The organism is Shewanella sp. Shew256 (assembly GCF_002196695.1).
Taxonomy (GTDB): domain Bacteria; phylum Pseudomonadota; class Gammaproteobacteria; order Enterobacterales; family Shewanellaceae; genus Shewanella; species Shewanella mangrovisoli.
On the sequence record NZ_NAJR01000005.1, the window covers coordinates 286,541 to 300,625 of the forward strand.

Annotated in this window: 17 protein-coding genes; 14 read left to right on the top strand and 3 right to left on the bottom strand. The window is 47.9% G+C overall.

Annotated elements, in window-relative coordinates:
• Positions 1-86 precede the first annotated feature (86 nt).
• The gene (gene suhB / locus B5P39_RS11760; protein WP_011622509.1) at positions 87-890 is read right to left on the bottom strand and encodes an inositol-1-monophosphatase; all 804 of its coding nucleotides are present in this window, start codon (positions 888-890) and stop codon (positions 87-89) included.
• 154 nt (positions 891-1,044) lie between these two features.
• On the opposite strand from suhB, the gene trmJ reads away from it, so the two are divergent.
• The 14 genes from trmJ to B5P39_RS11830 all read left to right on the top strand — a co-directional run bounded on the left by trmJ (position 1,045) and on the right by B5P39_RS11830 (position 11,401).
• Positions 1,045-1,770: a tRNA (cytosine(32)/uridine(32)-2'-O)-methyltransferase TrmJ gene (gene trmJ / locus B5P39_RS11765; protein ID WP_088211641.1), complete on the top strand. Its 726-nt coding sequence runs from the start codon at positions 1,045-1,047 to the stop codon at positions 1,768-1,770.
• Positions 1,771-1,815: 45 nt separating this feature from the next.
• Complete coding sequence (gene cysE, locus B5P39_RS11770) at positions 1,816-2,637, top strand: serine O-acetyltransferase (protein ID WP_088211642.1); 822 nt, start codon at positions 1,816-1,818, stop codon at positions 2,635-2,637.
• A gap of 351 nt (positions 2,638-2,988) precedes the next feature.
• Positions 2,989-3,450 carry a Fe-S cluster assembly transcriptional regulator IscR gene (gene iscR / locus B5P39_RS11775; RefSeq protein WP_006081858.1) on the top strand — a complete coding sequence of 154 codons (462 nt, stop codon included), beginning with the start codon at positions 2,989-2,991 and terminating at the stop codon, positions 3,448-3,450.
• 78 nt (positions 3,451-3,528) lie between these two features.
• Positions 3,529-4,743 carry an IscS subfamily cysteine desulfurase gene (locus tag B5P39_RS11780; protein WP_086903271.1) on the top strand — a complete coding sequence of 405 codons (1,215 nt, stop codon included), beginning with the start codon at positions 3,529-3,531 and terminating at the stop codon, positions 4,741-4,743.
• A gap of 37 nt (positions 4,744-4,780) precedes the next feature.
• Positions 4,781-5,164 carry a Fe-S cluster assembly scaffold IscU gene (iscU, locus tag B5P39_RS11785; RefSeq protein ID WP_011072277.1) on the top strand — a complete coding sequence of 128 codons (384 nt, stop codon included), beginning with the start codon at positions 4,781-4,783 and terminating at the stop codon, positions 5,162-5,164.
• Positions 5,165-5,178: 14 nt separating this feature from the next.
• Positions 5,179-5,502 (top strand): iron-sulfur cluster assembly protein IscA, encoded by a 324-nt coding sequence (iscA, locus tag B5P39_RS11790; protein ID WP_011072278.1) that lies wholly within the window; start codon positions 5,179-5,181, stop codon positions 5,500-5,502.
• 15 nt (positions 5,503-5,517) lie between these two features.
• Positions 5,518-6,042, top strand: coding sequence for a co-chaperone HscB (gene hscB / locus B5P39_RS11795; protein WP_023265642.1), 525 nt, complete (start codon positions 5,518-5,520; stop codon positions 6,040-6,042).
• Between the two features lie 67 nt (positions 6,043-6,109).
• The gene (hscA, locus tag B5P39_RS11800) at positions 6,110-7,972 is read left to right on the top strand and encodes a Fe-S protein assembly chaperone HscA (protein ID WP_088211643.1); all 1,863 of its coding nucleotides are present in this window, start codon (positions 6,110-6,112) and stop codon (positions 7,970-7,972) included.
• 8 nt (positions 7,973-7,980) lie between these two features.
• The gene (gene fdx / locus B5P39_RS11805) at positions 7,981-8,316 is read left to right on the top strand and encodes an ISC system 2Fe-2S type ferredoxin (RefSeq protein WP_011622515.1); all 336 of its coding nucleotides are present in this window, start codon (positions 7,981-7,983) and stop codon (positions 8,314-8,316) included.
• Between the two features lie 155 nt (positions 8,317-8,471).
• A complete protein-coding gene (gene rimK / locus B5P39_RS11810; RefSeq protein ID WP_088211644.1) occupies positions 8,472-9,371 on the top strand; it encodes a 30S ribosomal protein S6--L-glutamate ligase in 900 nt (299 codons plus the stop codon).
• A gap of 68 nt (positions 9,372-9,439) precedes the next feature.
• Entirely contained in the window at positions 9,440-9,637 is a 198-nt protein-coding gene (gene iscX, locus B5P39_RS11815; protein ID WP_011622517.1) for a Fe-S cluster assembly protein IscX, read from the top strand.
• Positions 9,638-9,832: 195 nt separating this feature from the next.
• Positions 9,833-10,000 (top strand): hypothetical protein, encoded by a 168-nt coding sequence (locus tag B5P39_RS11820; protein WP_041412653.1) that lies wholly within the window; start codon positions 9,833-9,835, stop codon positions 9,998-10,000.
• 221 nt (positions 10,001-10,221) lie between these two features.
• Positions 10,222-10,653: a nucleoside-diphosphate kinase gene (gene ndk, locus B5P39_RS11825; RefSeq protein ID WP_011717218.1), complete on the top strand. Its 432-nt coding sequence runs from the start codon at positions 10,222-10,224 to the stop codon at positions 10,651-10,653.
• 304 nt (positions 10,654-10,957) lie between these two features.
• Positions 10,958-11,401: an Hsp20 family protein gene (locus tag B5P39_RS11830; RefSeq protein WP_011622519.1), complete on the top strand. Its 444-nt coding sequence runs from the start codon at positions 10,958-10,960 to the stop codon at positions 11,399-11,401.
• Between the two features lie 134 nt (positions 11,402-11,535).
• On the opposite strand, the gene ilvN is transcribed toward B5P39_RS11830, so the two are convergent.
• Positions 11,536-12,030: an acetolactate synthase small subunit gene (gene ilvN, locus B5P39_RS11835; RefSeq protein ID WP_011622520.1), complete on the bottom strand. Its 495-nt coding sequence runs from the start codon at positions 12,028-12,030 to the stop codon at positions 11,536-11,538.
• On the bottom strand, positions 12,030-13,748 hold the full coding sequence (locus B5P39_RS11840; protein ID WP_088211645.1) for an acetolactate synthase 3 large subunit: 1,719 nt from the start codon (positions 13,746-13,748) through the stop codon (positions 12,030-12,032). Before B5P39_RS11840 ends, ilvN begins: the two co-directional genes overlap by 1 nt.
• Between the last annotated feature and the right edge of the window lie 337 nt (positions 13,749-14,085).

Here is a 14,085-nt window from a genome sequence, read left to right on the forward strand (position 1 = left end):
CTAAAGCAGAAAAACGAAAGCAGAAAACAAAAAGGCCAGTGAGTTCACTGGCCTTTTTAATATGCGTTACTGCCTAAAGAGTGTGATTAACGCTTTAAACCTTCGTTCAGCAATGGACGCATGGTTTTCACTAACTCTGTGGTCACTTTCGGTGAACCCGCAACGATGTTGCCAGAGATCAGGTAGTTATGACCGCCAGTGAAGTCAGTGACAGTGCCACCCGCTTCGCGGCAGATTAAATCGCCAGCAGCGATATCCCATGGCTTTAAACCGATTTCGAAGAAACCGTCTAAACGGCCTGCAGCCACATAGGCTAAGTCTAATGCGGCAGAACCTGCGCGGCGTAAGTCAGAACATTGGCCGAACACTTCGCCAAAGATTGCCATGTAGCTTTCGGTGTGTTGACGTGCTTTGAACGGGAAACCTGTACCGATAATGGTTGGAGCCAGCTCAGTCACATTGGTTACGCGGATACGAAAATCGTTTAATTTGGCGCCTTTACCACGGATAGCGGTAAATAATTCTTCACGAACAGGATCGTACACAACGGCAACTTCAGTTTTGCCTTTGTGTTGCAGTGCGATAGAAACCGCGAAGTGGGGAATGCCTCTAACGAAGTTGTTAGTGCCATCCAGAGGATCGACTATCCAAACATAGTCTTTGTTTTCGCCGCGGTTTTCGCCTTTCTCCTCACCCACGATAGTGTGATCAGGGTAAGATTTGCGAATTTGATAGGTAATGGCGGCTTCTGCTTCCTTATCTACACTGGTAACAAAATCGTTGACACCTTTTGCACTGACTTCAACTCGGTCAAGTTCAGTGTAGGCGCGCATAATAGTTTGGCCGGCCGCGCGGGCAGCGCGAACAGCAATCGTCAGCATCGGATGCATTGCAATCCCCTGGATGTTAAAGAACGTTAAAAATAGCGGGCGGCATTATACTCGATTTGAATGTTATATCAAATACCGATTTTCATATAAGCATTCACGCACGCCTGTGATAGTATTCGCTCCCTGTGTTTTGTGAATTAAATTAAGTCGTTTCATGCTAAGTAATATTCGTGTGATTTTAGTGGGGACATCGCACCCCGGCAATATTGGTTCGACCGCCAGAGCGATGAAGACCATGGGGTTATCGACCTTGTATCTTGCCGAACCAAGATGTGAAGTAGATGGTCAATCCATCGCCTTGGCCGCCGGTGCATCGGACATTTTAAAGCATTTGGTGAAAGTGGATTCCTTAGAGGAAGCCATCGCCGATTGCAGTTTAGTGATTGCCACCAGTGCCCGCAGTCGTACCTTAGATTGGCCAATGCTTGCCCCCCGAGAAGCGGGGCAAAAGTTGGTCACTGAAGGCTTAACAGGGCCTGTCGCCATTGTCTTTGGCCGTGAAAATCATGGTTTGACCAATGAAGAATTACAGCAATGTACTTATCATGTGGCGATTCCTGCTAACCCTGAATACAGCTCATTGAATTTAGCACAAGCAGTGCAGATCATTTGTTATGAGACGCGTGTGGCACACTTAGCGCAAACAGAGACGCCGCAAGTGGAGGAAGAATATCCGCTTTCTGCCGATCTCGAGCGTTTATTTGTGCACTTAGAAAGCACCTTATCATCGACAGGGTTTATTATTAAAAACCACCCCGGCCAAGTGATGACTAAGCTACGTCGTCTGTTTAGCCGTGCACGTATCGAAAGCCAAGAGATGAATATTCTTCGAGGCATTTTAACCTCGATCGATAAAGTGGTGGGTAACAAACAAAAATAGCCAAAGCACATTTGGCATATAACGCTAATCGCGAAGGATTGAAGCATGGGTGTGATAGCTAGGCTAAAAGAAGACATTGAATCTATATATCACCGTGATCCCGCGGCGCGCAGCGCCTTTGAGATCTTGGTCAACTATCCAGGCATGCACGCCATTTGGCTGCACCGGATAAGCCATAAATTATGGAAGCGTGATTGGCGCTTAATGGCCCGTTGTTTATCGACTTTTTCGCGCTGGCTGACGGGAGTGGAGATCCATCCGGGTGCCACCATTGGCGATCGATTCTTTATCGACCATGGTATGGGCGTAGTGATCGGTGAAACCGCCGAGATTGGCGATGACTGTACTTTGTATCACGGCGTGACACTCGGCGGCACCACCTGGCAAGCGGGTAAACGCCATCCCACACTGGGTAATAACGTGGTCGTGGGCGCAGGGGCTAAAATTTTAGGTCCTATCACTATGCATGATGGGGCCCGTGTCGGCTCTAACTCTGTGGTGGTGAAAGATGTGCCTAAGGATACGACTGTGGTCGGGATCCCTGGGCGCGTGGTGGCCACACCTTCGCCACAATCGAAAGAGAAGTCTGAGCGTCGCAGCGCCATGGCCAAGAAATATGGCTTCGATGCGTATGCAGTGTCTCCCGACAATCCGGATCCCGTCGCGAACGCTATCGGTCAAATGCTGGACCATATGCATTTGATGGATTCAAAAGTGCAGGAATTGTGTCAAGCCATTCAGCGCTTAGGTGGCGATGTCTGCACCGAAAGATTGCCAGAGCTGAATGTGGGTGAGTTTAACGACGCGGAAAAAGCCGCCGCCGATAAGCGCCAGAGTGCGCTCGATGAGTTTGACCCCTGCATCTAATTAAGGTGTTTTGCGCAGTGGCATGTTGATGTTAATCCACATGCTTCTGCCAACGATTATCGTGGTTCAATTCACTCTGTGGTTGCGCGGTTTTTAAACCGAGTGGACCTAGGTGGTTAGCATTCATTCTAAGAGAGTGCGTTAGATCCCGATATGGGGGCGATTAGGACGATTAATTGACCCTTTAGCATTGAATCTTAGGGCAGAAAAAGGTTAAATACCCCACCAAGATGAAAGGGTATTGGTTCACTGCGCTCTTATATACTTGAGTGTTTTACTAGGTTTTATACTTGACTGAAATACTCGGGTATGTTGAAATAACCCCATACCTGTTTGGGAGCTATGGTAGTTATGAAACTTACATCTAAAGGTCGTTATGCAGTAACCGCAATGCTCGATGTGGCCATCCACTCGGCTTCGGGACCGGTTCCCTTAGCGGATATCTCTGAAAGACAAGGGATTTCGCTTTCCTATCTGGAACAACTCTTCGCAAAGTTACGTAAGCATGGCCTAGTGGCCAGTGTCCGTGGTCCAGGTGGTGGTTATCGCTTAGGCCTCGAAGCTAATGATATTTCTGTTGGCATGGTTGTCCATGCCGTGGACGAGTCTGTCGACGCGACTCGTTGTCAAGGATTAGGCAATTGCCAGAGTGGAACTCGCTGCTTAACGCACTCGCTCTGGGGCGATTTAAGCAAACAAATTTCAGATTTTTTAGATGGTATCAGTCTTGCTGGCTTAATGCAGAAACGGGATGTGCAGTTTATCTCGCTTAAGCAAGACACTATGCAAAAGGAGCAAAGAGTCAGCTTATAGGCTTTTTGTTATACGATAAAAATTATTTTTGTACGTTGTATGTAGCCTCGGCAGAGACTGCTAAGTACGGAGTGTGTTATGAAGCTTCCTATCTATTTAGATTATGCCGCCACCACGCCTGTTGATCCGCGAGTCGCGGAAAAAATGTTCCAATACATGACGATGGATGGCATCTTCGGTAACCCAGCATCACGTTCTCACCGTTATGGCTGGCAAGCGGAAGAAGCGGTGGATGTGGCACGCAGCCAAGTGGCTGATCTGATCAATGCCGACCACCGTGAAATCGTGTTTACCTCAGGTGCAACCGAATCAAACAACCTAGCGATCAAAGGCGTAGCGCATTTCTACAATAAGAAAGGCAAGCACATCATCACCAGCAAGACTGAACATAAAGCGGTACTCGATACCTGCCGTCAGCTTGAGCGTGAAGGCTTTGAAGTCACTTACTTAGAGCCAGATGCCAACGGCATTATTCCGATGGAACGTTTAGAAGCGGCGATGCGCGACGACACAATTCTTGTCAGCATCATGCATGTGAATAACGAAATCGGTGTGATCCATGATGTGGATGCCATCGGTGAGTTATGCCGCTCAAAAGGCATTATCTTCCATATGGATGCTGCACAAAGCGCGGGCAAATTACCTATCGATGTACAAACGACTAAGGTCGACCTCATCTCTATCTCTGGCCACAAAATGTATGGTCCAAAAGGGATTGGTGCTCTGTACGTTCGCCGTAAGCCACGCATTCGCTTAGAAGCGCAAATGCACGGCGGTGGTCATGAGCGTGGTATGCGCAGTGGTACACTGGCGACTCACCAAATCGTCGGTTTAGGTGAAGCGGCTGCGATTGCAAAAGCTGAAATGGCAACGGACAACGCCCGTATCGCCAAGCTGCGTGACAAGTTATGGAATGGCATCAAGCACATCGAAGAGACGTATGTAAATGGCGACATGACTCACCGTGTTAGCGGTAGCCTGAACGTCAGCTTCAACTATGTTGAAGGTGAGTCGCTGATGATGGCATTAAAAGATTTAGCGGTTTCATCGGGTTCTGCCTGTACTTCAGCCAGTCTCGAGCCAAGCTACGTGTTACGTGCGCTCGGTTTAAATGATGAAATGGCGCATAGCTCAATTCGTTTCTCAATCGGTCGTTTTACCACCGAAGAAGAAATCGACCACGCTATCGAAACTATTACACAATCTATTGATAAATTAAGAGAAATGTCTCCACTGTGGGAGATGTTCAAAGATGGCATCGACCTGAATCAGGTCCAGTGGGCCCATCATTAATTCGACCGTTTACAATAGATAATTTTGGAGCAGTACCATGGCTTACAGTGAAAAAGTGATAGATCATTATGAGAACCCACGTAACGTTGGTTCTTTCGACAAGAACGATCCTTCGGTCGTGACCGGTATGGTGGGAGCACCTGCCTGTGGTGACGTGATGAAGTTACAGCTGAAAATCGGCGCAGACGGCATCATCGAAGACGCTAAGTTCAAAACCTACGGTTGTGGCAGCGCGATTGCGTCTAGCTCACTGGTAACCGAGTGGGTGAAAGGCAAGACTATCGAGCAAGCGGCGGCCATCAAAAACACCGATATCGCGGAAGAATTAGCCTTGCCACCGGTGAAAATCCACTGTTCCATTTTGGCAGAAGATGCCATTAAAGCGGCGATCGACGAGTACAAATCGAAACAAGCTAAGTAACATCTGGAGTTAAGATGGCGATTACAATGACCCCAGCGGCAACTGAGCGTGTCAGATCTTTCTTAGCGAATCGAGGCAAGGGCATCGGCCTGCGCCTCGGCTTAAAGACCTCTGGCTGTTCGGGTATGGCGTATGTGCTTGAGTTTGTTGATGCGCTGAATGATGACGATGAAGTGTATGATATTGATGGTGTTAAAATCATTATCGATGCGAAAAGCTTCATCTATCTACAGGGCATTGAGTTGGATTTTGTTAAAGAAGGCCTGAACGAAGGTTTCCAATTTAACAATCCTAACGCAAAAGGTGAGTGCGGTTGCGGTGAGAGTTTCACTGTTTAATTGCCGAATTGACGCATGAATTATTTCGAGCTGTTTAAGTTTTCCCCTGCCTTCGATATTGACACCGCAGTGCTTGCAGAACGCTACCGCGAACTGCAACGGGCGGTGCATCCCGATAAGTTTGCCAACGATACCGAGCAACAACGCTTATTGTCGGTGCAACGTACCGCGCAAGTGAATGACGGTTATCAAACCCTAAAAGATCCTATCCGCCGTGCCGAGCATATGCTGTCGCTACGTGGTATCGATTTAAGCCACGAAACCACCACAGTGAAAGACACTGCATTTTTAATGCAGCAGATGGAATGGCGTGAAGCATTAGAAGACATTCGCGATAGCGCCGATCCCCAAGAAAGTATTGATGAGTTATACGACTCTTTCGCGGCCTACCGGACTAAGTTGACGAAATTGCTCACCGCCCAGCTAAGCAGTGGTAGCGAAGAAGATGCCTTGTTAGCGGCAGATCAAGTACGCAAGCTTAAATTTATGGCAAAATTACACGATGAGCTGACGCGTATCGAAGACGCGCTGCTCGATTAATTTTCCCTATTGCAGTTATTTAGCCGATTCAGACGGGTCTGAATCGGCGCTACTAAGTTGGATACATATGGCCCTTTTGCAGATTGCAGAGCCCGGACAAAGCGCCGCGCCGCACCAACATAGACTTGCCGTTGGCATCGATTTAGGTACCACTAATTCCCTCGTGGCCGCCGTCCGCAGCGGCGTAACGGCGACCTTACCCGATGAAAATGGCCAGCATTCTTTACCTTCTATCGTTCGTTATACCCAAGATGGCATTGAAGTGGGTCAAGTCGCGGCGTTAAGTTCTGCGCAGGATCCGAAAAACACTATTGTATCGGTCAAGCGCTTTATGGGTCGCAGCCTCACGGATATTCAATCCGGCGAGCAAGCTTTTCCATACCAGTTTGAAGCCAGTGAAAACGGTTTACCGCTGTTTGTCACGCCTCAAGGGCAAGTGAATCCGGTGCAAGTGTCAGCGGAAATTTTACGTCCGCTGGTTGAACGCGCCGAGAAAACCCTCGGTGGCGAACTGCAGGGTGTTGTGATCACTGTGCCAGCGTATTTCGATGATGCGCAGCGTCAAGGGACTAAAGATGCCGCGTCTTTGCTTGGTGTGAAAGTATTGCGCCTGCTCAACGAGCCTACCGCGGCGGCAATCGCCTACGGGTTAGATTCAAAGCAAGAAGGCGTGATCGCGATTTACGATCTCGGCGGCGGAACCTTTGATATCTCTATTCTGCGTTTAAATCGTGGCGTCTTTGAAGTGCTGGCCACTGGCGGCGATTCGGCGCTGGGCGGCGATGACTTTGATCATCTGTTGCAGGCTCATATGCAGCAAGTGTGGCAATTAGCTAATATCGATTCACAGCTCAGCCGTCAGTTATTGATTGAAGCGCGCCGTGTGAAAGAAGCTTTAACCGATGCGAGTGAAGTCGAAGCGAGCCTGACACTTGCCGACGGCAATGTGCTTAAGCAACTGGTGACCAAAGCTGAATTTGATGGCTTAATCAGTGCATTAGTGAAGAAAACCATCGCCAGCTGTCGTCGCACCCTACGTGATGCGGGCGTAACGGCTGATGAAGTATTAGAAACTGTGATGGTGGGCGGTTCCACCCGCGTACCGTTAGTGCGTGAACAGGTTGAAGCCTTTTTTGGTAAGGCGCCGTTAACCTCAATCGACCCTGACCGTGTCGTTGCCATTGGCGCGGCGATTCAGGCCGATATTCTGGTCGGTAACAAACCTGAGTCTGAATTATTACTGCTCGATGTGATCCCCTTGTCATTAGGGATTGAAACCATGGGTGGTTTAGTGGAGAAAGTGGTTTCTCGTAACACCACGATCCCAGTCGCCCGCGCCCAAGAGTTTACCACCTTTAAGGATGGTCAAACGGCGATGGCCTTCCATGTGGTGCAGGGCGAGCGTGAGTTAGTCGATGACTGTCGCTCACTCGCACGCTTTACCCTAAAAGGTATTCCGCCGTTAGCGGCGGGCGCAGCCCATATTCGTGTGACCTTCCAAGTCGATGCCGATGGTCTGCTCAGCGTCACTGCGATGGAGAAATCCACCGGCGTGCAATCGAGTATTCAAGTGAAGCCTTCGTTTGGTTTATCGGATACCGAAATCGCGACTATGCTCAAGGACTCGATGAAGCATGCGAAGGAAGACATTAGTCGTCGTATGCTGGCCGAGCAGCAAGTGGAGGCGGCGAGGGTACTTGAGTCGTTAAATGCAGCGCTTGCAAAAGATGGCGACCTGCTGACAAGCGATGAGCGTCAGCAGATTGATGCGGTCATGGCGCAACTTGCCGAAATTGCCCGTGGTGATGATGCCGATGCGATTAAGCAAGCGATTGAAGTCCTCGATGAACATACTCAGGATTTCGCCGCGAAGCGTATGGACAATTCTATTCGAGTGGCCTTTAAGGGTCAGTCAATTGACAACATATAGGTGATGTGATGCCCCAGTTAGTCTTTCTTCCCCATGCTGAGTTATGTCCCGATGGCGCAGTGTTGGAAGCCAAAGTAGGTGAAACGATTCTCGATGTGGCGCTGCGTAACGGCATCAATATCGAGCATGCCTGTGAAAAATCCTGTGCCTGCACCACATGCCACTGCATCGTGCGTGAAGGCTTTGATGAACTAGAGCCAAGCGATGAGCTTGAAGATGATATGCTCGATAAGGCTTGGGGACTCGAGCCTGAGAGCCGCTTGTCCTGCCAAGCCAAAGTTGTCGATAGCGATCTGGTGATTGAAATTCCTAAGTACACTGTGAATATGGTGAGCGAAGGTTAATCAACCCGATGCGACAATATCGTCAAAAACCAGTCCATGTGACTGGTTTTTGGCTTCTGGCGCCCAGCATTTGCGCAAGCAATAATTGCCATGATTGATTTATCCTAATCCGAGCGTATGATGCGCTCAAAATGAAATGGTTGTCGGAGACCAAAATGAGAATCGCGATCCTATCGCAAGGGCCTGAGCTATATTCCACAAAGCGACTCGTTGAGGCTGCGACATTACGTGGTCACGAAGTCCAAGTGATCAACCCGCTCGAATGCTATATGAACATCAATATGCGTCAGTCGAGCATTCATATTGGTGGTCAAGAGTTGCCGCCTTTTGACGCGGTTATCCCGCGTATCGGCGCTTCGATTACTTTTTATGGCTCTGCTGTGCTGCGCCAGTTTGAAATGATGGGCGTGTATGCGCTCAATGATTCCGTCGGCATTTCGCGCTCCCGCGATAAGTTACGTTCGATGCAGTTGATGTCACGCCGTGGTATCGGTCTGCCAATTACTGGTTTCGCCAATAAGCCGAGCGATATTCCTGATCTTATCGACATGGTGGGCGGCGCGCCGTTAGTGATCAAGTTGCTCGAGGGCACGCAGGGCATTGGGGTGGTGCTAGCCGAAACCCGCAAGGCGGCCGAGAGCGTGATTGAAGCTTTTATGGGATTAAAAGCCAACATCATGGTGCAGGAATACATTAAAGAAGCCAATGGCGCCGACATTCGCTGCTTTGTGCTGGGCGATAAAGTGATTGCGGCGATGAAACGCCAAGCCATGCCTGGGGAGTTTCGCTCAAACTTACACCGTGGCGGTACTGCAAGTTTAGTTAAATTGACCCCAGAAGAGCGTTCAGTCGCAATTCGTGCGGCCAAAACCATGGGACTCAATGTCGCTGGGGTGGATTTATTGCGCTCAAATCATGGCCCTGTGGTGATGGAAGTGAATTCTTCGCCAGGCCTTGAAGGGATAGAAGGGGCAACCGCAAAAGATGTCGCCGGTGCCATTATTGAGTTTGTTGAAAAGAATGCCCTCAAGGCAAAAAAGCCCACACAAGCGTAGAGTTAAGCCGCGATTAGGCTACACTCAGGAGAGCAACGTTTAGCTGCAGATGGCACAAGGGGGAGAGGATGTCGTTAAAATGGATTGATTCACTAGATATCGCCTTAGAATTGCTAGAAAAGCATTCCGAGGTTGACCCCCACAAGCTGCATTTTACTCAGTTATACGAGTGGGTGTTGGCTCTCGATGATTTTGACGACGATCCTAAGCATTGTAATGAGCGGATATTGGAAGCCATTCAGCAATGCTGGATTGAAGAGAAGTAATCTTGCCTACTTGGGCATCTTGTCCAAGTGAAAAAGATGTCACGTGAGATTGATCACGTTTCATCTCTCCTAAAATGGGATTTTTGTAGGAGTTTGATCAGTATCAAATTCATTTTAAGTGAATGACGTACCTTGTTATGTATCAGTTAAGTGATTAACCGCTTAATGTTATTTCCGCTACGCAAGGATGTTCACATGAAACTTTTGTTTGCTATGTTATTCACACTGTTACCCGCCTTGGCATGGGCTCATCCTGGTCATGGCGGCGTCGGTTTATTCCACCATCTACTCGATTTAGCCCCTGCAATCATTTTAGTTGCCTTGATTGCGTGGGCGGGTATTTGGGCAAAAAATAGAAAATAACCCCTGAGTCTTTGGCAAATATGCCAATTTAGTTGTGTTGTTATCCTTTCGCCAGTCCGGTGGAAAACATGGACTGGCGTTTTTGTGTGAACAATCCGGTTACAAATCCAGCCAATGTGCGCAATATCTCAGACTTATTTGCTTTAAAGATAGGATTTGGTTTTTAAATTTCGTATAATCCGCGCGAATTTTTTCAAACTTGCTGACAAAGGAAGCTTGTTATGGCGATCGAACGCACATTTTCTATCATTAAGCCTGATGCTGTTGCTAAAAACCACATCGGTGCAATCTACAACCGTTTTGAAACTGCTGGTCTGAAGATCGTTGCAGCTAAAATGTTACACCTGACTAAAGAACAAGCTGAAGGTTTCTATGCTGAGCATAGCGAGCGTGGCTTCTTCGGTGCTCTGGTTGCTTTCATGACTTCTGGCCCAATCATGGTTCAAGTTTTAGAAGGCGAAAACGCTGTTTTAGCTCACCGCGAAATTTTAGGTGCAACTAACCCAGCTCAAGCGGCTCCAGGTACTATCCGTGCTGATTTCGCTGAAAGCATCGACGAAAACGCTGCTCACGGTTCTGACGCTTTAGAATCTGCTGCACGTGAAATTGCTTACTTCTTCAGTGCTGAAGAACTGTGTCCACGTACTCGTTAATCTGAGTGTGAGACCGAAGAAGGGAGCCTAAGGGCTCCTTTTTTATTGGCGATATTCGACTAACCACGCCAGATACAAGGTTTTTAATGCTAATAACCTGCTCTTTTTATTTAGCTTTTAAAAAATTTTAAAAAACTGCCTTGAAATACGCTTTCCTATCCTTATATCTATTGCAGGATCGCTCGATGAGGATCCCAATCGATTCTGTGCCGCTAGGACAGAAGTTAATTTAGGCGAGACAAATACGTTTTCAATTGAAAAACGTTCGCCACTTTCCCATATTGCTTAAGACAAGGATATGAATATGCGTACTTATGATTTAACTCCTCTTTACCGTAGTGCTATTGGTTTTGATCGTTTAGCCCAAATGGCAGAACACGCTGCCGCGAATAATGGCAACTCAGGTTATCCTCCATATAACATTGAACTCCTTGGCGAAAATCGTTATCGCATTACAATGGCCGTGGCCGGGTTCTCGATGGAAGAGCTTGAGATCAGTAGCGAAGGTGAGAAATTACTGGTTAAAGGCAATAAGGCCGAGAGCCAAACCGAGCGTAAATACCTATACCAAGGTATTGCCGAGCGCGGGTTTGAGCGTACCTTCCAACTGGCCGATTATGTGACTGTATTGGGTGCCAGTTTAGAGAATGGTTTATTGAACATTGATTTAGTGCGTGAAATCCCTGAAGCGTTAAAACCACGCAAGATTGAAATCACCACCTCGCGCCTATTAGATGGTCAGTCCTAATCCTGAATTGCGCGGATAAAGAAGGGGAGCTTAATGCTCCCCTTATTGTTATCTCACCAATTAAAATCCCATGTTGGCTATTTCAAAGCATTGCGATGGCAAGCTCGCATGCGTTAATGGGCATTTCACTTCTATTAGGCTCTCATCGCTTTCTCGCCGCGGGCCAAGCCCACAACGCCAGAGCGCGACACTTCAACCACTTTGGTTACTTCACCCATGGAGTGAATAAAGGCATCGAGTTTTTCGGTCGTGCCCACCAATTGAATGGTGTAGAGATTGGCAGTGACATCGACAATCTGCCCACGGAAGATATCGGCGGTACGCTTAATTTCTTCCCGTAATTCCCCTTGAGCGCGGACTTTAACCAGTGCCAACTCCCGCTCAATATAAGCCGATTCGGTGACATTCGACACCTTGAGCACATCGACTAACTTGTGCAGTTGTTTCTCGATTTGCTCTAGCACCTTTTCGTCGGCCACTACGGTAATATTGAGGCGCGATAAGGTGTTATCATCGGTTGGTGCCACAGTTAAACTTTCGATGTTGTAACCGCGTTGGGAAAACAGACCGACAACACGAGATAATGCGCCGGATTGGTTTTCGAGTAATACAGATATAATTCGACGCATTAGCATTTCTCCGTTTTGCTTAACCACATTTCATTCATCGCGCCGCCGCGGATAAGCATGGGATACACGTGCTCAGTCTCATCCACCATAATGTCGATAAATACCAGTCTGTCTTTCATGGCGAGGGCTTCGGCCATCTTAGACTCAAGCTCAGCGGGATCGCTAATCGTCATGCCAACATGGCCATAGGCTTCGGCAATTTTGGCAAAGTTGGGTACCGAATCCATATAGGAATGGGAATGGCGACCCGAGTAGATCATATCCTGCCACTGTTTCACCATGCCGAGGAAACGGTTGTTTAAGTTGATAATTTTAACCGGCGTATCGTATTGCAGAGCGGTTGAAAGCTCTTGAATATTCATTTGAATCGAACCATCGCCCGTGACGCACACAACGGTTTCGTCAGGCATTGCCATTTTGACTCCCATGGCAGCGGGTAAACCAAAGCCCATGGTGCCAAGGCCGCCGGAGTTAATCCAATGGCGAGGTTTATCAAAGGGATAATAGAGCGCGGCAAACATTTGATGCTGGCCCACATCCGAGGCAACATAGGCCTCGCCATTAGTGAGTTTATAAAGAGTTTCAATCACTTGCTGTGGTTTGATCCGGTTGCTTTCCTTATCGTATGCCAAGCAATTGCGGTTACGCCATACTGTGATTTCTTGCCACCATTGATTAATTGCCTCGCTATCGTTGCTCTCCTTCGACTCCTCCAGCAGGGCTAACATGCTGTCTAATACGATATCGGCCGAGCCAACGATGGGGATATCCACTCGGACGGTTTTTGAAATCGATGAAGGGTCGATATCGATATGCAAAATAGTGGCATTTGGGCAGTATTTCTCGATGTTGTTGGTGGTTCTGTCATCGAAACGCACGCCAATCCCGAAGATCAGATCGCAGTTATGCATGGTCATGTTGGCTTCATAGCGACCGTGCATCCCCAGCATGCCTAAGCTGTTTTTATGTGTGCCTGGGAAGGCGCCAAGGCCCATTAAGGTGCTGACAACGGGGATATTTAACTTTTCCGCTAGGGCTAAGATCTGTTTTTCACTGCTGGAGATAATGGCGCCGCCACCCACATAAAGCACGGGTTTTTTCGCCGCCAGTAATGCCTGTAATCCACGGCGAATTTGGCCTTTGTGGCCCGATGTCGTTGGATTATAGGAGCGCATTTTAATGCTCTCGGGGTAAATATAATCGTGTAGCAATGCAGGATTGAGACAATCCTTTGGCAAGTCGACAACGACGGGGCCGGGGCGACCCGTGGAAGCAATATAAAAGGCTTTTTTAATGATCTCAGGTATTTGAGTAGGATCTTGTACTAAAAAGCTGTGTTTGACGACTGGGCGTGAAATCCCAATCATGTCACATTCTTGGAACGCATCGTTACCGATAAGATTGCTGGGTACTTGGCCGGATAACACTACTAATGGAATTGAATCCATATAGGCGGTGGCGATGCCAGTAATGGCATTGGTGGCACCTGGACCTGAGGTCACGAGTACCACGCCGACTTTACCCGTGGCGCGGGCATAACCATCGGCCATATGCACGGCGGCTTGTTCGTGGCGAACCAGAATATGTTCAATACCGGGGATAAGGTGCAGGGCGTCGTAGATATCTAACACTGAGCCGCCAGGATAACCAAATATGTGCTTTACACCTTCATCAATAAGGGAGCGCACAATCATGCTGGCGCCGGATAACTTCTCCATGTGAAACTCCTATTGCATAGTACCGTTACGGTAAACAGTATCTTGTTACAGCGACGGTAATCGCTCTAAAAATAAGCCTGAAGGGTAATTCAGACTCCGATTGCTGAGCTTGAAACCATCGATTTCAAGCGCTCATCACTTTGGATGCAGCAGCTGTTGCAATGAACAGAATTTCATCATATTCAAAAAAGAACACATTTCAAGGCTTTTATGTAAAAAATAACCAACTTGAAACAATTTCATGTTTAGACGCGATAAACGCTTATGAAACGGGAGTTTTTATTTATGGTGATTTTATTTAATCTCTTTCATTAGAATGGGTTAGCAGATTTACAAT